Raw genomic sequence first — 19936 nt, forward strand, 5'->3', positions numbered from 1 at the left:
TGAAATACGATGTTGAAGGAATCTAAGAAATATGTTATAAGAAATATAAAATTTGGTTTCATGTCCCCTGATTTTGTAAGAAAAATTTCTGTTGTGAGCCTTACAATACCTGATACGTATGATGAGGATGGAACACCAATACCTTTTGGTCTAATGGATAAAAGATTAGGTACGTTAGAACCAGGTCAGAGATGCGAAACATGCGGAGGTTTGCCAGGACAATGCCCAGGACATTTTGGTGATATTGAACTTGCACAACCTGTTATCCATATTGGTTTCGTAAAGCATATCTATACTGCCCTTCAATCAACATGCAGGGAATGTGGACGTCTTACACTTGATCCGCAATTATTCAAGAAATACTTGAACATACTTGATAAATATAAGAGAAGTGGTAACACTATTTTTGAACAGGCATTAATCAATAAAGTATCTAAGATTGCTATAAAAACTGATGAATGTCCGTATTGTGGCACAAAGAAACATAAGATACGCTTAGAACGCCCCGTGTCATTTTATGAAGAGATTGATGAAAATGGTCAGAAAACACTAAAACCATTATCACCAAAAGAGATTAGAGCCAGATTAGAAAAGATACCAAGTGATGATTCAAGGCTTATAGGTTTTGATCCAGATGTTACAAGACCTGAGTGGACTGTTATTACTGTACTTCCTGTACCTCCTATAAGCGTGCGTCCATCAATAACTCTGGAGTCTGGTGAAAGATCTGAAGATGATTTAACCCATAAGCTTGGCGATATAATTAGAACTAATGAGAAGTTGAAGGCAAATATAGAGTCTGGTGCTCCACAGATGATTATTGACGAACATTGGAATTTATTGCAATTCCATGTACTAACATATTTTGATAATGAAGTGCCCGGTGTTTCACCTTCAGTTCATCGTTCAGGAAGACCATTAAAAACCTTAGCCCAGCGTCTTAAAGGAAAGGAGGGAAGGTTCAGGAGTAATTTATCTGGTAAGCGTGTAGATTTTTCAGCAAGGACTGTTATATCTCCTGATCCGAGTATTGGAGTTAATGAGGTTGGTGTGCCATATGATGTTGCTATGACAGTTACTGTTCCAGAGGTTGTTACATCATGGAATATTTCATGGTTGAGAGAGCTAGTGAAGCGAGGACCATTTGAATATCCAGGGGCTAATTATGTATTAAGTCCTGATGGAAAACTTACTGATCTGAGATTTGTTAAGGATAGAAATGTGTTAGCTGAAAAGCTAGAGCCTGGGTATATAGTGGAGAGGCATTTGCAGAATGGTGATTTAGTGATATTTAATAGGCAACCATCGTTACACAGAATGTCAATGATGGCGCATGTTGTAAGAGTTCTACCTGGACGTACTTTCAGGATTAATCCTATTACATGCACACCGTACAATGCTGACTTTGATGGTGATGAGATGAACCTTCATGTTCCTCAGAATATAGAGGCTCGCGCTGAAATGGATATACTAATGAAGGTCAAAGAACATCTGGTAACACCAAGATATGGTGGTGTAATAATAGGCATGATTCATGACTATATATCATCTGCTTACCTATTAACACGAAGATCTACTGTTGTTGATAGATTCAAGGCATCTCTTATACTCGGTGTTGCTGAATATAAGGATCCTATTCCCCACGATAAAATAAGTGGTAAGGAACTCTTCAGCATGCTAATACCAAATATCAATTACGAGGGTAAAGCAAGATGCGATTTAGATCCACAGGATGTTAAGGTTGTGATTAGGAAAGGTAAATTATTGTCTGGTGTTGTTGATCATAGCACAATCGGTGATCAGAAAGCTGGCACGTTAATACATAGCATTATTTTGAAATTTGGTACTGATGTTGCAAGCGATTTTATTGATAAGGTTAGCTGGGCACTATTAAGATACCTCGATACTTATGGTTTCACAATAGGTCTTGATGACGAGGATATTCCTGAGGAGGCGCATAAGAAGATTGAGGAGATAATTAGAGTACATATTGATCATATAAACCAACTTATCGAAGATTATAAGAACAGGAAGCTTGAAAGAGAGCCTGGTGCAACACTCGAAGAGACGTTAGAACAAAAGATAATAAATGAGCTAAACTTGGCCAGGGACAATGCTGGAAGTATTGCAGAAAAGTATTTCAAGCCTAATAATAGCGTACTAATAACCGCAAAAACAGGAGCTAGAGGAAAGATGCTAAACCTAACACATATGACCGCCTGTATTGGCCAACAAACAATTAGAGGGAAAAGGATTTACAGAGGTTACCAAAATCGCACATTACCTCATTTTAAGCCGGGCGATATAAGTGCTGAGGCCAAAGGTTTTATAGCATCAAATTACAAGAAAGGCTTAACACCAACTGAATTCTTCTTCCATGCAATGACAGGCCGTGAAGGATTAGTGGATACTGCTGTAAGAACTTCACAGAGCGGATACATGCAGAGAAGACTTATAAACGCACTTTTAGATTTATACGTTAATTATGATGGTACTGTAAGAACTTCAGATAATTATATTGTACAGTTTATTTATGGTGAGGATGGCGTTGATCCTGCTAAAGCTATTGCTGGGCAACCAGTTGATTTTAAGGATTTAATTATTAGTATTAAGGAGAAATATGGTGGCGAGAAGCAATGAGCACAAAGAGCCGATACTCAAAATACATTAGAATGATGCGAGAGGCAGACTTACCTGAGAAACTCATTAACCAAGCCATAGAATCATTATCGCAAATTGATGATTTGCCAGAATCGGCGAAAAATGAATTCATAAACATGGTTATTGAAAAGTATCAACAAGCACTCGTTGATCCTGGTGAAAGCGTCGGTGTCATAGCTGCGCAGTCTATAGGTGAACCAGGTACACAGATGACTCTAAGAACATTCCACTATGTAGGAGTGAAGGAGCTTAATGTTACATTGGGGCTTCCAAGACTCATAGAAATTTTTGATGCTAGATCAAAACCGTCAACCCCTACTATGACAGTACCGTTAAAGGATGAATATGCTCAAGATTTAAATTTGGCTAAAGAAGTTGCCAAGAATATAGAGGAAGTATTATTAGAAGAAATACTCGATAGACATGAGATTGATTTGACGACTATGGAAATTAGGCTCTATATCAACCTGAATCAACTCAAGCAGAGAGACATTTCTTTAGATACAGTAATTAACTTTCTTAAGGCTGTAAGGAATGTGGAAGTTGAAGTTGAGGATTACAATGCCGGAATTATTAGAGTTATCCCTCAATTTGAGGAATTTTCTTATGCTAAGATTAACATGTTAAAGAATAAGATTCTTGACATAAGGCTCAAAGGAATACCTGGTATACGTAGGGCTATCGTGAAAAGAGGTAAATTAAATGATAAGGAGGAATGGTACATCATAACTGAAGGATCTAATATGGAGGCTGTTATGAAAGTGCCTGGTGTGGATGCCAAAAGGGTTATTAGTAATGATATTTTTGAAGTATATCAGGTTTTGGGTATAGAGGCCGCACGTCAAGTTTTAATACAAGAGGCTCGTAAAGTTTTAGAAGAACAGGGTCTTGAGGTGGATATGAGACATCTCATGTTGGTAGCTGACATGATGACCATGGCTGGTAATATAAGACAGATAGGAAGACATGGCATAGCTAAAGATAAAAGCAGTGTTTTAGCTAAGGCAGCTTTTGAGATAACAACTAAGAACATTTATGATGCTAGTGCAAGGGGGGATGTTGATAAGTTGAAAGGCGTTGCTGAGAACGTGATCGTTGGACAACTTATACCGTATGGTTCTGGTAATATTGGTGTATTCTTTGATTCCAGCTCAATCAAGGCAATCTCTAAAAAACAAACAGAACAAACTGAGAAAAAAGAGATAACTGTTAAAGAAAAAGCTGATAAGTCAAGTAGTTCTAAACAGTGAGGAGGATGATGCGAAATGGTAGATATCGCGAGAGAACTCAAAGTTGCTATGCAAACTGGAAAAATAGAAATAGGTTATAATTCTGTTAGGAATCTCATTTTAACAAAAAATGTTTCAGGTATAATTGTTGCTGGTAAAGGACCTCGCGAAAAAATTGAATCACTGAAATATTATTCTAAAATTTCTAAAATTCCAGTTTATATCTATGATGGAACAAGCTGGGATTTGGGAAGGCTCTGTGGAAAACCTTTCACCGTATCTGTTGTAGCAATAATCAATCCTGGTGAATCTGAGATAATGAAAATTTTTAAGTCATCATCTGAGGAGGATACAATGGATGCCGGAAATAAGGCTCAGTAATAGAGAACTTCGTTATATAGGACTTTTTGAATCTCTTACTGGTGCTGTTGTTAAGGATTGTGTTATTGATGAGAGGTATAATAGAGTTATTTTTATTGTGCGCCCCGAAGATGTTGGGTTAGCAATAGGCAGAGGAGGAGAAAAAGTAAATCAGTTGAAGAGTGTTATGAAAGTTAATATTGAAATAGTTAGCTATGCAGAAACGCCTGAAGAAATTATAAAAGCTAGTCTAATGCCTGCTCGCATAAAGAATGTGAGGATAACTAGCAATCCAGCTGGTGAAAAAGTTGCTCAGGTTACTGTTGATCCTAAAGATTTCGCAGTAGCAATAGGCCCGAAGGGAAAAAATATTAACAGAGCAAGGATCTTAGCGAAAAGATATTTTGATATTTCTAATATATACATAACATCTTCATAATTTTAAGGTGTTTCTGTTGATAATAATAGAATTAATATTATTAGTTCTAGTTGCTGTCATAGCCGGATTGATAGGTTCTGTTTTTGGTGTAGGTGGAGGCATTATATTAGTGCCTCTTCTTGTTTTCGTATTCAATGTTCCAATTAGAGCTGCAGCTGGAATAAGCATAGTGTCTATAATTGCTACATCATTGATGGGTTCTTCAGTATACTTAAAGGATGAAATAACTAATGTAAAATTAGGTGTCATATTGCAAGTTGCAATGAGCACAGGATCCATCATCGGAGCATTGATCTCGGTATATGCATCAGAAGAAATAATATCGCTAGCGTTTAGTTTTATGCTATTTTACGCTTCATACATGATGATAAGAAGTGCTCAGTCATCCAGCAGAGAACTAAATACATCCGAAGGTATTGCATCAAAGCTAAAATTAGATGGATCGTTTTTAGATAAAAGTGAAGGTCGCATTGTTAATTATGGTGTGAAAAATCTCGTCCAAGGATTCCTTGTTTCGATACTAGGTGGTATAGTTGCAGGAATGCTTGGTGTTGGTGGTGGTTTAATCAATGTACCTGTAATCTCTATGCTAATGAATGCCCCAATAAAAGTAGCAATAGCAACAAGTAATTTCATCATAGGAGTAACAGCCGTTTCAGGATCTATTGTATATTTTATAAGAGGGCTTGTGAAGCCGTTGGTTGTGGCGCCAATAGTAGTTGGCATTGTAATAGGCGCTTTTGTAGGTGCTAATTATATGCCCAAGATACGTAACATTACATTAAAGAGGCTATTCTCACTTTATTTAATATACACTGCAATAAAACTAATCCTAAGATCGCTTGGAATACCAATACCGTTCTAGGTGATAGCTATGAAAGTAGAAAATGTATTATCGAAAATCTTCAGAATAGGACTTTTAATGTCAGTAATAATAATTCTTATAGGACTTTTTATTTCAGGCTTTAGAGAAATCAATAAACCGAATATTCCATTAGAAAATATTTTTCTGGAAAATCCTATTACAATCATAACATTTGGTATCATAGTACTCATGTCGATGCCTATAATTGGTTTAATAGTACTTTTCGTGCATTTTCTTAAATTATCTAATAAATTTTTCATGATTATGACACTTTACACACTCTTGTTAATAATGATAACAATATATTTGTTATTATAACTTTTTTAAAAATACTATTAAAATAAATTTAAGGATTTGTGATTTACTATCATTATTGCTTATAGTTACATGATAAATACTTATACTAATTAAAGTCTATTGCTTTCTTGATCTGAAGAACAAGGTTTTAAGTGCGAATTGACACTCTCTGCGACTGAGGTCGGGGGACTCTCGGTTTCTCTACCTGAGGTTTCATCGTACCGAGTTCTGGGCTGTGTCAAACCAGCCCCTGCTATGAGCATATAGCCCATAGCCCGCTCGCTGGAACCTCTTTCTAAACTTCAGCTCGGAGCCTTATTTTGGACATCCGAGCCACATTCGAGCGATACGCTCAAAAACTATAAATCCTCAAAGATATTTAAGTTTATCAACAATTCATTCCAGAACTAAAGTTCTAAGCTTTCTTATCGAACTATTTGTAATGCACAACCATAAAAATAAGTTGGTTATAATTTAGTTTGGTGTTTGGTGTGCAAGGAATTTTGGTTTCAACTTATAGGGGTCGTGAGGATGATTGTGCATCAGAATTATGGGTTTTGCTTAGAGAAATAGGGGAGCCTAACCCTGATATTCAAAGACTTCCATTACCGGGATTGGTGATCGCTTATACAGAAAATGATCCAATTATTTTAGTTGAAAAAATTAGAAGTTATGCTGGCGAACATCCATGGGATTTTCGTTATGTACTAAAAATTGTGCCTCTTGAAATCGTAATTGAGAGCTCGTTAGAAAAATTAGAGGAAGCAGTTAAAAAGCTTGCAGAGAAAATTGAGCCTGAAAAGACTTTTCGTGTTACGGTTAATAAAAGGAGTTCTCCATTATCAATGCACGAAATAATAGATGTTGCCGCACAACAAGTGAAAAATAGGAAGGTTAACTTAGAAACCCCTGATTACATTATAAACATCGAGGTTGTGGGAAGTATGATGGGAATTTCTGTAATTATTCCAAAACATATAGTTTCTATACAAAAAATTAAGGACGAATACCTGAAAAATATTACCAGCAAAGGTTAAAATCAGACTCAAATATTTAGTTAACAGTTAGTATTAGACAAACATTTCAACAAGAAGAACTATATAGAACAAAGTTTCAAAAGTTAAAATCCTTCATTTATGAGGTTCACAACATTATTTTAGAGTTTTTTGTGCTTAGGTTAAAATCGACCTCTTTTAAATATGTATTTTTGATGGAATTATTAAAAAATTAATATCGTAGAAATGGTCTATAAAGAGATAAGTTTATATGTATGCTTACTCCCATAATGGGCGGTGGTTATAAAATGAAGAAATATTTTGAAGAGGAAGAAGAAGGAGAAGAGGAAGAAGAGGAAGAGGAGGAAGAGTGGGAAGGAGAAGAAGAGGAAGAAGAGTTTGAGGAAGAAGAGTTTGGAGAAGAAGAGTGGGAAGAAGAATTTGAGGAAGAAGAAGAGGGTGAGTGGGAGGAGGAAGAGTAGTAGTAAACTATTAACGATTTTTTTTATTGTAGGTGTTGTACTTTGGAGTTTTGTCCTAAATGTGGGGGGTTAATGCGCCCTAGTAAGACTAAAGATGGTAAACCAGCTTTTATATGTACTAAATGTGGCTATATATTAGTTAAAGTTGCTGAAAAACGAATTGTTGTTAAAGCTAAGGATGCTAGAGATAAAGATATTGCGGTTAGTAAAGAGGGAGAGACTTCAAAAGTTAAAGAAGAAGAAAAGGCAATGATAGAGGAGACGTATTCAACATTACTAGAAAATTATGAAGAATAATTTATAGTGCAGTTTGCTATTTCATTAAGTGAGCTCGATGGTTATAAGAATTGCAGTAGTAGATAAAGATAGGTGTAGGCCGAAGGATTGTCATCAAGAATGTATTAGGTTTTGTCCTATTGTGCGTGCAGGAAGAGAGATAGTTTACATAGATAAGGGTAGTGGGAAGGCTGCTATTGATGAGGATGGTTGTATTGGTTGTGGTATTTGTGTTAATAAGTGTCCTTTTAATGCTATAGATATTATTAATTTAGTTGATGAACCAAAAGCACAACTTGTTCATATTTATGGTAAAAATATGTTTCGTTTGTATGGGTTGCCTATTCCTCAACGTAATAAAGTTGTTGGGATTTTGGGTGTTAATGGTGCTGGCAAAACTACAGCACTTAATATTTTATCTGGCAGGCTGCATCCAAATTTAGGTATTCTGGATAAAGAAGTAAGTGTTGATGAAGTTATTAGAACTTTTAAAGGAACCGAACTCCAAGGTTACTTAAAAGATCTTTATAATAATAAGATTCGCGTATCATATAAGCCTCAAAATATAATTCAGCTTACGTTTATAAGTGGTACTGTTAGTCAAGCATTGCGTTACAGTGATGAACGTGGCTTGTATGATGATGTAATCGAAAAATTAGAGCTAGAGGGTATCTTGGATCATAAAGTTAAGGAACTCAGTGGTGGCGAGTTGCAGCGGTTAGCTATTGCTATTGTGTATTTACGTGATGCCAATGCGTATTTCTTTGATGAACCTGGCAGTTTTCTTGATGTCTACCAACGTATGCGTGTAACTAAGTTGATACGCAGTTTAATAAGTCCTAGTAGAATTGTAGTTGTTGTCGAACATGATTTAGCATTTTTAGATTATGTTTCTGATAATGCTCATATAATTTATGGAAAGCCGAAAGCTTATGGTATTATATCTTCATCTTATAGTGTAGGTCCAGGCATAAATAATTATTTGGATGGCTATCTTCCAAGCGAAAACATAAGGATACGTAAGGAAAGCGTGAAATTTGATCTGAAACCACTGTCTAGTACTGTCAAAGAAGAATTCCCAGTTTTTGAATGGACTGAATTAGAAGTCAAGGTCAATAATTTTAGATTGTTGGTCTCTCCTGGCTCTCTCTCTAACGGTGATGTCGTTGGCGTGTTAGGACCTAATGGTGTAGGGAAAACTAGCTTTGTAAGAGTGCTAGCTGGTGAATTAACACCTGTAAGTGGGGCCGTATATTCAAGATTAAGGAATAAAGTGAGAATGAGTTATAAACCCCAAGTTATAACACCAATAGATCTTACTGTTGGAGAGTGGCTCAAACTGGCTAATCCTAAATTTTCTGAAATAGAGTGGATAATGGATGAAGTCATTCGTCCTTTAAATTTACATCTTATAATGGATAGACGTACCACAGAAATTAGTGGTGGCGAGTTACAATCACTAGCAGTTGCTGTCACGGCAATAACTGATGCTGATGTATATCTTTTTGATGAGCCTAGCGCATTTTTAGATGTAGAACAGAGGTTAGTTGTCGCAAAACTGATCAGAAAGTTAGCAGAGTCCTTATCTAAGGTTGTTTTAGTTGTGGATCATGATTTGATAATTCATGATTTTGCTGCTAAAAAGATTATGTTGTTTACTGGAAGACCTGGAATCGAAGGGCACGCTGATGAAATAATGAGTCTGAAGCATGGTATTAATACTTTCTTGCATGATGTAGGCATAACTTTCCGAAGAGATCCAAAAACTGGAAGACCAAGAGTAAATAAGGATGGTTCATGGCTTGATAGGTATCAAAAAAGTATAAATGAATACTATTATCTTTCACCAGAATTGCCTACCACTGTTAAAGATAAAGAGGGAGAATAATTAATGAACACAGTAAGATCTACAGCGTTACTTTTTATAATCTCTTTGCTCTTTATTTTTTATACATGTACGCAAATCTTACTTTCCCTAAATCTTATAATTATTTATAATATACAAGAAATGCGCACAACATTCATGACATTAATGATTATCTCGTTTTTGTTTTATGTTTACTATTTTTATAATATGATCAACAAATTGTCATCTCACATTAAGAATTCGATTGATACAATAATTAGGCTTATGAATGCTAACAATTTAGTGAATGATTATTATTTATTACAAGAAATAGATGATGCTAAATCGTCTACTATTACTTTTCGAAGGAGTTATCTAATATTTCTTCTCATTTTTCCACCATCAGTAATTTATATTTTTTACAATATTAAACTCAAGTTTCGTAAGCATGCAATACATGAATATAGAGCAATATATTTGATTGCTACCAAAGGCATTGGGCATGTAAAGCTTTTAGGTGGTAATATTCCTAAAGTTGAAAGATTGACAGAGATCATACTATTATCAATATTGTCACTTGGTTTATACTTGACATATAAATGGTATGACTTTTCTCGACATCTTGAGGAACATCTAAAATCATACAATACATGGTATATAACGTCTTCTTTAGGTTAAAATTGTAGAACCTTCAGTACTGAAAATCAATTGTTTGTTCATGTCTAGCTTGTTTTAATTAGAAAAATTTATATTGCGTCTTTTTTATAAAGATGGGTAACCGTTGTGGGATTCATAGATTTTCGTCCCTTCCCTCTATCGGCAAACGCTTTCGAGGGCTTTCGCCGCCAACGGTGAAGGACGGCACATTGGAAGTTCCCCCGCCTGCCTGTCGTCCTATTCGCATTGGAAGCAGGACCCATATCGGCATAAAAAATCAACTCAAAACGTCTGTAAAAATCTATCTATTCAAAAACTGCTCACCAACCCAGAAAGCTTAGAGCTTTTTAGCTTTGGAATAGACAAAGTTTAAACATGATGTTAGTTCACTAAATTTTGGATGTTCCCGATGTGGACGGAATAACATCTGAATTAGAGCGAAAACATAAGCCATACCTCTAGGTATGGGATTGTAGAACTGCGAGCCCCGCAAACCAGCAGATGAGGGAATTAGCGTAAAACTCCATACTGGAAGCTCCCGACTTCAGTCGTGGAGTAGCTCATTTAGTGTATCTATTTATGTGCATTGGATAATTGTTTTATTCTATTTTGCAATATATTGATTAGTTCTTTTCTTAAATCTTCACCATGCAGATTTTGTATTTTTCTTATCATTTTCGAGAGTTTATAATCTCCTAGTACATCCTTTATCCATCTGGCTATATCTCCTCTTTCCATGTGAAATTCTATTGAGCTAATGTCGATGTTTTTTAAATGCTCTATCAGTTGTATTAAATTTCCAGCTTCGATTCCTAATTCTTCACCATATCCTTTGTAGAATTTGAACTTGAATGTGTCTGATGTTTCAATTTCAGTTAGTCTGTAATAGAGATATTCTGGTTTTCTTAGTTCTTCTTGTATGCGTAGATTAAGGTCTGTTATTGCTCTAGTAAATACAATGAATGCTTCCAATGGGGAACTGAAGTGGCTAAAGTATGAGTGTACTGCACCAGAGCCTCCTTTTTTCATGCTCATGTAATAGTAGTGATCGCTTGTTGTAAACAGTCTCCATAATCTCAAATAGTGTTTATTATTAAGTATCTTGACTAATTTTTCCATCGATCCTATCGAATCAAAACAATGCTTTTGGAGTACATTCCCAAGCCATGCGCTCGTATCCCTCTCTTCATCGGCCCATGATATTGTATTATCCTCAGGAATATCAATCTCATCTACTGAAGAATATTTCTCTATAGCCTGACTTGGTGATATAAATCTTATATCGCGTTTCCATGCTTCAACTGGGAACCAATATAGAAATTCATGAATCCCGCTTTCTGGCCAGTTGTGTTCTCCGAAAGTTTCATAATCCATTGCTAAGACGATTATGTCGCCACTAGATTTCCTAATCCATTCACTATACTTATCTGCAGTAAGTGGTCGCTCAGACCATGTTCTGGATGTAAATCTGAAACCTATATCATCTGACAGTCTATAGTTTCTTAGTAAAAGTTTTATGTCTAGGTTTTTAGCTTTGTATACATAATTAGGGCTGCGCCATCCTAAAATTTTTTCTGTCCCTTCCGTTAATATTGCACGAAAATTCATGTCCTTTATCGCCTTAGCAATTTTGTTATTATATAAAAATTCAGTATTCTCGAATATTTGGGGTCTTATTCCAAAAATTTCTTGAATTTTTTCAATATGCATTTTTATCTGTTCGATGAACTCATCATGAGATTTAAAAAGTGATGCTAGACTATGGAAATATGTTTGTGTAATGAGTTCTGCGGCATTGAAATCTATTAATTTATTTATTAAGTTTATGAAATCAGGTGTATAAAATTGTGCCTGTTCTAAAAAGATTCCAGAAAAGCTAAACGCAATTTTAAAAGAATGGCCCTCTTCCCTGCTTTTTTTAGCAAGGTTTATAAGGATTTGCGTTGCAGGTCTATAGCATTTTGAATAAACTCGTTCAAAAATTTCTTTGTTTAATGTTCTGTCAAAGTAAAGGTGTTCCAGTTCTTCGAGTGATATTTTTCTTAACAAATTCAATTTTTCATTAATTTTTCTGCTAATTCTATAAGGTTGATGTACCTCAAAAATGACCACTAAATCATTAACCATTGTTCCATCTATTATGAATATCTACTCCCATATTTTAATCTGTATATTTTTAAATTTTGACACTCTCCTCGACTGAAGTCGGGAGATTCTTGCTTCTAGGTATTCATTGGTTTGTGGTTCATCGCCCTTTTAGGCTCCCACTTCATACACAGATCTACATAGTATGATGATACATTTAAACTTATCAGCAATTCATCCCAGAACTAAAGCTTTAGGCTTTCTTGTCTAAGTTTTGTGTAATGCTGAAAGAAAAATTTATTTCTATATTTGTTAATAGATAGATGCAATGTACAGGTGTGTAGTATTTGATGTGGATGGAGTGTTAACAAAGATCGAGAGTGTGTGGCAATACGTACATGAAAGACTTAATACATGGGATAAGGCAAGAATAAACATGGAGCTTTATTTTAGCAAAAAGATTACTTATGAAGAATGGGCATACTTAGATGCATTTTTATGGAAGGGTATATCTTATGATAAGTTTATGGAAATCTTTGATTCTATACCGGTAAATGATGGGTTTGAAGAAACATTATCGCGAATAAAATCATTAGGTCTTAAAATTATTGCTATAAGTGGTGGATTAATGCCATTATTAGAGAGGTTAAATAGAATTGTTAGATTTGATGATATGTATGCTACTGAACTTATTTTTGAAAATGGAATTTTCACTGGCAAAGTTGTAGTGCATGTAAAGTATGATAATAAGGATCTTGTTCTACTTAATGCATGCAAAAAATATGGTATTTCGACCAGAGAATGTATCGTGGTAGGTGATTCCAAGATAGATATACCGATGTTTGCAATAAGCGGATACAGTATCGCTTTTAATCCAAAAAATCAAGAAGTTGTAAAAGCCGCAAACAAAGTCATAAATAGCGAATCTCTTACTCCAATAGCAGATACTATAGAAGAACTGACCAGAAATTTACATTAAATAATAATGCTCTATTCTTATTGTGAGTATTTCTGAATTTAATAAATTATTAGTTTAAAAACAATGCTAAGGATTATTGTTATTAAATCTTCCTTCTTACTGGAATCTCTAGTAATTCGATTAATAGTTCATCGTATGTTTTGTTTGAGTGTTCTTCTAAGTAAATACTTTTTAGTTGCGCATAAGCTTGTGCTATTAAATGATAGCATGGTTCGTTTTCTCCTGAGGCTACTAATGTTGTGAAACCATTACAACTGCAATAATACATGGGTATTATAAAGTAACGGCCGCTACGACCTTCAGCTATCCAGAGTTCTTTTCCATCGATTGTGTAAACTTTTCTTATACCATTGCTTTCTGCGAGTTTTATAGCTTTCAAACCTCGTCTCTTAAAATTTTTTTTAATCTGTTTTTTTAGATCTGTTTCACTGGATAATGCCTCTCTAATTTTTTGTGACATTTTTTCATAGTATGGATACATTTTTCGTCTCCATGAGGTGCCGAGGGTGGGATTTGAACCCACGGCAGCCCGGTCTTCAGCCGGGTGCTCTCCCAGGCTGAGCTCTCGATGCGATGTTTTAATCGCGACCTCGGCTCCCACCTCGGCATTAATTTTATATTAATTATCGTTAAATAAATTTTTCGCTAGCTTAAGTAAGGGAAAAATAATCTCTATTTATTTTTTAACGCTCTAACGATCTGTCAGCTTTATGCTTTACATAATCTTTAGGCTTTAGTTCACTAAGTATGTAATCAAAGGCTTTCTCAGGATCTGTGTGACTACCGCATGTGAATACGTCCACTGTTGCATAATTATACTCGTTCCATGTATGTATAGCAATGTGGCTTTCTAACACAAGGGCTATGACTGATACGCCGCCTTTTCTACCGCCAAATTTCCATGATTTTACTTCCCACAATCTTGCATTGGAGACTTTAACTGCATTAAGTACTATTTGTGTTAATCTTTCCTCATCGTTTAAAATTTTTGGATCACACCCATAAAGATTGCCATATACGTGTTTTCCAATTACGGTGTCTTCCCGAATATATTCTTGCTGTTGGCCCATTTTCTTTTTCTACAGAAAACATGTTTTACATAACTAGAATTTAAACTTAACTCTTTTTATTTCATCAATTATCATGAAATTTTCATAATTTGTCGGAGTACATTGCGGAAAAGGTGTTTCCTAAAGGTAATTAGTGCGAAATGTGTTTAAAAGAGCTTTTTCTTGTATTTTTTCAATGGAACCTCGCCTTAATTTACGTATAAGTTTAATTGCTTCATTTGGTTGCATGTTCTTAAACTTTATTAAATATGCAGCTAGTATCATGCCAGTCCTTCCCTGTCCAGCAGCACAATGTACCAATACTGGTTTTTTTTGGGATATATAATGATGTATCCTGTCTATGATTTGTTGCAACTTTTCTGGTGATGGCGCTGTATGATTTTTTACGGGAAAATGATCAACACTTAAATCTAGGTTTTGTAGTATTCTAGATGGTAAAGGTTCTTCAGTAAGTGTTATTATTGCTCGTATACCTTGTTTATAAAGCCATTCAATTTCTTTTCGGCTCATTGGTTTTCCACTACCTGCTAATGTATTATTAATGATCCAGCTAAAATTTGTTGGTTTTCTGAAAAGAATGCCCCATACTAATCTTTTTATATCGCCAAGAAAATTAAATATCTTTAACATTACTCCACTAACCTATAATCATTGTTTCTTTTATTAGTTTTTCTTCTCTAAATCGTGTTGGTAAATATGGTTCCATGAGTGGGTGTATTTTTTCATTAACTATATATTCAGCTAATACTTCTCCTGCAAATGGAGCCATCATGAATCCGTGCCCACTAAAACCTGTACCTATGTACAAGCCTTTGGGCCACTCAGGATCACTACCAAGTATGTGACTGTGATCAGGCGTTGTCTCATAATAACCTGACCATATCCTCATGAGCTTTGCATGTTTTAACGATGGAATGATTTCTATGAGAGTTTTTGCATAGCGTGACATCCATTGTAATGTGTTGCTAAGTGTTGTTAATCCCTTAACATCTGGGTAATCTATACTTCCCATTATTTCACCTCTGATTGATTGTCCAACGTATACACCACTCTTAGTATTAATTATTAATGGATCTATTATGATTTTGAATGGTTCAGTGACACCTATTTCCCTTCTTTCTGGTATTAACGGAAGTTTAATGTTTATTGTTGATAATATTTCATTACTCCAAGCTCCTGCACACACAACTACTTTATCAGCTTCTATAAACGAATCATCTACTTTCACTCCTTGAACTGCATTGCTTGAAACTACTATTGATGAAACTTTTTTATGTTCAAAAACTTTAAACCCAAGCTTTAATAATGCTTCATAATATCCATATGTTACAAAATCATGGTGTATTTTACCATTTTGAGGCCCATAAAATGCAGCAATTAGCTTATCAACATTTAAATATTCATATTTTTCACTCACTTGTTCTCTACTCATGAAAACACCTGGTACTCCAAGAGAACTCCATATTTTGTTACCTTCTTTAAACTGTCTTAATATTTTTTCGTCATAGATTAACCATAAGTAACCTCCAATTATTGGTAATGGATTCCAACTTAACTCCGTTGCTAACTTTAATATTCTACGTCTTCCTTCTATTGCAAATTTCGTGTTTTCGGGTGACCAAAAGTGTACTCTAAAGTGTGATGCATTGCGTGTACTGGACCCATATCCCACATACCCTTGTTCAAAAACTATCCCCTTTAAACCTAATTTGGCTAAATGATATGCCGTGGCTAAACCCATAATACCTCCGCCAATAATTATTACATCAGTTTTCACTGTTCAAAACCTCCTATCACCGAAAGAGGAATAGGTGTTGTTGGGGGTCTTAGCTTAAACATTCCTACTTGAATTGGATTTACATTACTTATGGTAGAGATGTACAACGTTGATGCAAGAGAACAGTACTTGCCTTGACATTTTCCAGTTCCTAATCCGCTATATCTCTTAATCTTCTCCATGTCAAACCAACCGAACTTTTTTATTACGTTTTTCACATCATCTGTCGTTATATCTATACAAGGACAAAGGAAACTTCTTTTATGCAACGTATTTTGTAAAACATCTGTATCACTACCGTTTACACTTAAAATTTCATTATGTTCAAAACTTTTTACTAATTCCTCTAATGCAGAGTAGTGTTCAGGTGATAACATGTGTTTACCTTCATCTATAAATGTTTCTAAATATTTTTCGGATACCTTTATTCCGGAAACAAAAGCAGCATTTAAACCTGCGGCTTTACTGAAAGGTATTAATGCTGGTTCATCAATGACCCCTCCTAACTCTCCAGCAATAAAAACATTATGTATTATTGTTTCTCCGCTCCATCCATGAATAGGCACAAAACCTCCTAACTTAATATGAAAACCTAATGGTACTCCCATTTGGCTAGGTAATTCTATTGCTGGGCTGCGCATCGATGCGAGTATTACTGCATCTGCGTCTATATTAAAAGTATCCTTACTATTAGTTATGCGTATACCTGTTACATGCTTGGTTCCGACTGCCTCAAGTACTCTATATCCTTTTATATAACGAACTCCAGAGCTAGTGATTTGTTTTTTATAAAACTCACTTATATTATCAGTGGTGCTTATGAGTGTTGTGTTTAAACCTTGCATAGAAAATTGTAGTGCAATTCTTGCAGCCCAATTGTTTGACCCAATCACACTTATATTCCTTCCTATACTTGTTTTGTAAACGTTGAGAAGCTTCAACGCTGATGAACCTAAAATAATACCTGGTAAGTCATTATTACCAAATATTGTCAATATTTCTCGTGCGCCACTAGCTATTACAATGCTTTTTGATTTAACTAATACTGGTGTTCCACTCGGTTCATCGAATTGAATACCTATCCATGCATCATCTAATATGGCTGTCAACGCTGTTCCTTTAATAATATTAATTTTAGACCTCTCAGCTTCTTGCAATAAATCTTGAATTATTTCAGAGCCTGTCTTGTTAAGTTTTTCAATAATAGCGTGGTCATAACCTAAATGTCCTCCTAGTATGTTATCGCCTTCTAATATTACTACTTTGGCACCAAGAGAACGTGCACTTAAGGCTGCAGACAAACCACCTATACCACTACCGATCACTATTACGTCTGTTTCAATAATAATTGGATTTAGGTTTTTTATATCCTTTATACGTTCAGGCATGCGTGGATTCGGTAAAAAATGTTTCATGAGTTTCCATGTGACGCTCCAACTAACTTTATTTCTAAAGAATCTATTATGTTGAAATCCAACTTTTAAGTATGGTGACATTACTTCCATGAATAATTTTTGAAGTCTTTTCTTTTCAATTTTTATTGATAAGCCGTTTTTTGTTTTCATCAAATAATGATTAACGGGACCATAACCTTCTACATATATTCTTTCAGGGCTCCACCATTCAAAACTGAGAGAGCCTCTAGGTCTATTAAATTTAAAAGAACTTTCATAATAAGTTATACCTGCTTTGTGAAGTGCAACTCCAAGAGGCACGTTTTCCTGAACTTTCATTATTTTATTATTGACCTTAATAGACACATCGCTCATTAAATGCACCAACATTATTAATTGCTAATAAAGATATAAAGATGAATATTTATGTTAACTGAATGTTTCATGATTAATAAGTTTATGTAATCATTAATATCTAAAATTTTTTCTTTTCATAATATGAATAACTTTATTAAACAGATTTCATATGTTATTTCTGATATAACATGGTGATTGTGAGTTTGTCGCTTCCGAAAAGCATAGTGGAAAAAATCGATAAAGCCATCGAAGAAAAAGGGTTTAGAAATAGGTCAGATTTCGTGAGAAAATCAATCGAATATCATCTATCGACAATAGGTTGGGATAAGATTGAATCAGGAACTTATTTAGGGACTGTCCAAGCAACATATAAATGTGATGAGATAGATTACCAGAAACTTGCCATGTTGAAAGTTATGAATAAAAATATAGTACTAGCCGAGCAAGGGTTAGCACTGCAGTCAGGTCTTTGTATTCAGGTCTATACGCTTTATGGGTCTTCTGATGAAATTCGCAAGTTTTTATCGAATCTAAATAGTGTTAAGGGTATCGAACATATAGGCATATCTGTCAGGAAAATATAATCATAACTTATATTAATGTCTTCGGTTCTAAAGAATAAAACTTTTGTTGCAAAAATAAATACACATGGTTTTGGGGTTATTAGTTTCGAGCAATTTCATTATGATCTAGTATTTTTCAATTATTACGGACGTAGCAGTTTTCACTACTCCTGGTATTGATAATATTTGTTCCTTAATGGTTTTTGAAAGTTCTGAAAAATCTTTTGCTTCAATTCTAGCTATTATATCGAATTCTCCAGTAACTGCAAGGACTTCTTTTACATTCGGAAACTTTTTTATATCTACACCAACCTTATCGATCTTATTAGGTTCTACAGTTATAAATACTAAGGCCTCAACCACGGATATTCCCACCACAATAGTTTTAATTTTAGTAAAATTTAAATCTTCCTATTAAGTTATTGTCCTATTTACATTAATTAATGAACAGTTTAAAAATCGAATAAAGTTCATTGGAATTTTTAAGTTGTCACTTTCTCAGATCTAAGAATCTCATTAATGTGTTCTGTTATACTTTCTACGGTTCCAGTAATTTTTGCATTGAGATCGAATGTAAGTGGTGTTATTGCTATATTCTTTTCAACTGTTATCGCATACACATCAGTATCTTTTGGTGGATCTATTGGTTCTCCGTATATCCAATAATATTCTTGCTTTCGTGGGTCTAAACGTTTATCAATGTATTCTGCGAATCTAATTTTTGCCGCCGGTACTACTTTAGCACGCATTTTTGGATGTACTTTGTTTGGAAAGTTTACATTCAAAAGCCAAACTTCTTTTGGTAATCCATGTTCAATGACATATTGAGTAATTTCTTTTGAAACTCTCATTATCATTGCAGATAGTTCTTGATTAGAAATGAGTTCATTTTCATCCAATATTGACGCAGAGAATGCAATCGCTGGTATTCCTAGAATAGCTGCTTGTGCGGCCGCGCCTACTGTTCCGGATGATAAAATAACCTGTATGCTTGTATTATCTCCTATGTTTATTCCTGACACTACAATATCTATTTTGTCCAACGTATGAAATGCTACATGAACCACATCACTTGGGGTACCGTTAATCGCATATAATTCTAGATTATTAACTATCATTCTTTTTGCTCTAAGAGGCTTATGTAATGTTAATCCTAATCCGCTGGCAGATTTTGGAGTTTCTGGTGCCATTATTACAGCGCTGCCTAAATCATGCACTGCATTGTAGAGTAATGCTAATCCTGGACTATATATTCCATCATCATTAGTGACTAGTATGTTCACCATTATTCTTATTACACCTCCTCGAATCTACAAAAATTATGAGACTAAAATACTTTACACTAATTTGGTGTAATCATTCTCTATGAGATTATCATTGTTTTGCTACATTTACTGTGAATTAACACTCTCCACGATTAAAACGGGAGATGCTTGCTCCTAAGATACTCATTGATCTGTTGTTCATTGTCTTTTTAGACTTCCAATTCATTTCGTTCCATCTTGGAAACAAGAAGTGTGTAGTCAGCCATAATGTTTTCTTACCAAAAATTTTGTAGTTCACGTTAAATAATGTAGTTCACGTTAAATAATAGCGTATCGTAA

General features: G+C 34.8%; 21 protein-coding genes and 1 tRNA gene. 13 read left to right on the forward strand and 9 right to left on the reverse strand.

The features are described 5' to 3' along the window. The first annotated feature begins 9 nt into the window (after positions 1 to 9). The 11 genes from QW128_05820 (at position 10) to QW128_05870 (ending at position 10128) form a co-directional block, all read left to right on the forward strand. Positions 10 to 2640 carry a DNA-directed RNA polymerase subunit A' gene (locus tag QW128_05820; GenBank protein MEM3833094.1) on the forward strand — a complete coding sequence of 877 codons (2631 nt, stop codon included), beginning with the start codon at positions 10 to 12 and terminating at the stop codon, positions 2638 to 2640. Then, the gene (rpoA2, locus tag QW128_05825; GenBank protein MEM3833095.1) at positions 2637 to 3911 is read left to right on the forward strand and encodes a DNA-directed RNA polymerase subunit A''; all 1275 of its coding nucleotides are present in this window, start codon (positions 2637 to 2639) and stop codon (positions 3909 to 3911) included. The genes QW128_05820 and rpoA2 overlap by 4 nt, the downstream gene beginning before the upstream one ends. 15 nt (positions 3912 to 3926) lie before the next feature. Next, positions 3927 to 4271 (forward strand): 50S ribosomal protein L30e, encoded by a 345-nt coding sequence (locus tag QW128_05830; protein MEM3833096.1) that lies wholly within the window; start codon positions 3927 to 3929, stop codon positions 4269 to 4271. Then, a complete protein-coding gene (locus QW128_05835) occupies positions 4249 to 4689 on the forward strand; it encodes a NusA-like transcription termination signal-binding factor (protein MEM3833097.1) in 441 nt (146 codons plus the stop codon). The genes QW128_05830 and QW128_05835 overlap by 23 nt, the downstream gene beginning before the upstream one ends. Positions 4690 to 4705: 16 nt before the next feature. After that, a complete protein-coding gene (locus tag QW128_05840) occupies positions 4706 to 5554 on the forward strand; it encodes a sulfite exporter TauE/SafE family protein (protein ID MEM3833098.1) in 849 nt (282 codons plus the stop codon). 9 nt (positions 5555 to 5563) lie between these two features. Then, positions 5564 to 5872 carry a DUF1634 domain-containing protein gene (locus tag QW128_05845; GenBank protein MEM3833099.1) on the forward strand — a complete coding sequence of 103 codons (309 nt, stop codon included), beginning with the start codon at positions 5564 to 5566 and terminating at the stop codon, positions 5870 to 5872. Between the two features lie 470 nt (positions 5873 to 6342). After that, the gene (locus QW128_05850) at positions 6343 to 6888 is read left to right on the forward strand and encodes a THUMP domain-containing protein (GenBank protein ID MEM3833100.1); all 546 of its coding nucleotides are present in this window, start codon (positions 6343 to 6345) and stop codon (positions 6886 to 6888) included. A gap of 248 nt (positions 6889 to 7136) precedes the next feature. Next, a complete protein-coding gene (locus QW128_05855; protein MEM3833101.1) occupies positions 7137 to 7328 on the forward strand; it encodes a hypothetical protein in 192 nt (63 codons plus the stop codon). Between the two features lie 42 nt (positions 7329 to 7370). Then, positions 7371 to 7625: a hypothetical protein gene (locus tag QW128_05860; protein MEM3833102.1), complete on the forward strand. Its 255-nt coding sequence runs from the start codon at positions 7371 to 7373 to the stop codon at positions 7623 to 7625. Between the two features lie 37 nt (positions 7626 to 7662). After that, entirely contained in the window at positions 7663 to 9492 is a 1830-nt protein-coding gene (locus tag QW128_05865) for a ribosome biogenesis/translation initiation ATPase RLI (GenBank protein ID MEM3833103.1), read from the forward strand. 135 nt (positions 9493 to 9627) lie between these two features. Continuing rightward, positions 9628 to 10128 carry a hypothetical protein gene (locus tag QW128_05870; GenBank protein MEM3833104.1) on the forward strand — a complete coding sequence of 167 codons (501 nt, stop codon included), beginning with the start codon at positions 9628 to 9630 and terminating at the stop codon, positions 10126 to 10128. A 552-nt stretch (positions 10129 to 10680) separates the two neighbouring features. Here the strand turns inward: QW128_05870 and QW128_05875 are convergent. After that, the gene (locus tag QW128_05875; protein ID MEM3833105.1) at positions 10681 to 12234 is read right to left on the reverse strand and encodes a DUF5752 family protein; all 1554 of its coding nucleotides are present in this window, start codon (positions 12232 to 12234) and stop codon (positions 10681 to 10683) included. 286 nt (positions 12235 to 12520) lie between these two features. On the opposite strand from QW128_05875, the gene QW128_05880 reads away from it, so the two are divergent. Further along, positions 12521 to 13171, forward strand: coding sequence for an HAD-IB family phosphatase (locus QW128_05880; GenBank protein MEM3833106.1), 651 nt, complete (start codon positions 12521 to 12523; stop codon positions 13169 to 13171). An 82-nt stretch (positions 13172 to 13253) separates the two neighbouring features. On the opposite strand, the gene QW128_05885 is transcribed toward QW128_05880, so the two are convergent. From QW128_05885 to QW128_05910, 6 genes are all read right to left on the reverse strand, one after another. Beyond that, positions 13254 to 13652, reverse strand: coding sequence for a hypothetical protein (locus QW128_05885; protein MEM3833107.1), 399 nt, complete (start codon positions 13650 to 13652; stop codon positions 13254 to 13256). Positions 13653 to 13669: 17 nt separating this feature from the next. Further along, positions 13670 to 13766: transfer RNA gene (locus tag QW128_05890), tRNA-Phe, on the reverse strand. Between the two features lie 88 nt (positions 13767 to 13854). Then, a complete protein-coding gene (speD, locus tag QW128_05895) occupies positions 13855 to 14241 on the reverse strand; it encodes an adenosylmethionine decarboxylase (GenBank protein ID MEM3833108.1) in 387 nt (128 codons plus the stop codon). Positions 14242 to 14361: 120 nt separating this feature from the next. Next, positions 14362 to 14871, reverse strand: a complete 510-nt coding sequence (locus QW128_05900; protein MEM3833109.1) for a dual specificity protein phosphatase family protein — start codon at positions 14869 to 14871, stop codon at positions 14362 to 14364. Between the two features lie 7 nt (positions 14872 to 14878). Beyond that, positions 14879 to 16018, reverse strand: coding sequence for an FAD-binding oxidoreductase (locus QW128_05905; protein ID MEM3833110.1), 1140 nt, complete (start codon positions 16016 to 16018; stop codon positions 14879 to 14881). Continuing rightward, a complete protein-coding gene (locus tag QW128_05910) occupies positions 16015 to 17787 on the reverse strand; it encodes an FAD-dependent oxidoreductase (GenBank protein ID MEM3833111.1) in 1773 nt (590 codons plus the stop codon). Before QW128_05910 ends, QW128_05905 begins: the two co-directional genes overlap by 4 nt. A gap of 179 nt (positions 17788 to 17966) precedes the next feature. Between QW128_05910 and QW128_05915 the strand changes: the two genes are divergently transcribed. Continuing rightward, a complete protein-coding gene (locus tag QW128_05915; GenBank protein ID MEM3833112.1) occupies positions 17967 to 18353 on the forward strand; it encodes a ribbon-helix-helix protein, CopG family in 387 nt (128 codons plus the stop codon). Positions 18354 to 18458: 105 nt separating this feature from the next. Here QW128_05915 and QW128_05920 read toward each other — a convergent pair whose 3' ends face one another. Together QW128_05920 and surE are read right to left on the reverse strand one after the other, a co-directional pair. Then, positions 18459 to 18710 (reverse strand): Lrp/AsnC ligand binding domain-containing protein, encoded by a 252-nt coding sequence (locus QW128_05920; GenBank protein MEM3833113.1) that lies wholly within the window; start codon positions 18708 to 18710, stop codon positions 18459 to 18461. Between the two features lie 104 nt (positions 18711 to 18814). After that, a complete protein-coding gene (surE, locus tag QW128_05925; protein MEM3833114.1) occupies positions 18815 to 19618 on the reverse strand; it encodes a 5'/3'-nucleotidase SurE in 804 nt (267 codons plus the stop codon). Positions 19619 to 19936: the final 318 nt, after the last annotated feature.

The sequence above is a fragment of the Thermoprotei archaeon genome, from assembly GCA_038881895.1.
Lineage (GTDB): Archaea > Thermoproteota > Thermoprotei > Gearchaeales > WAQG01 > JAVZOV01.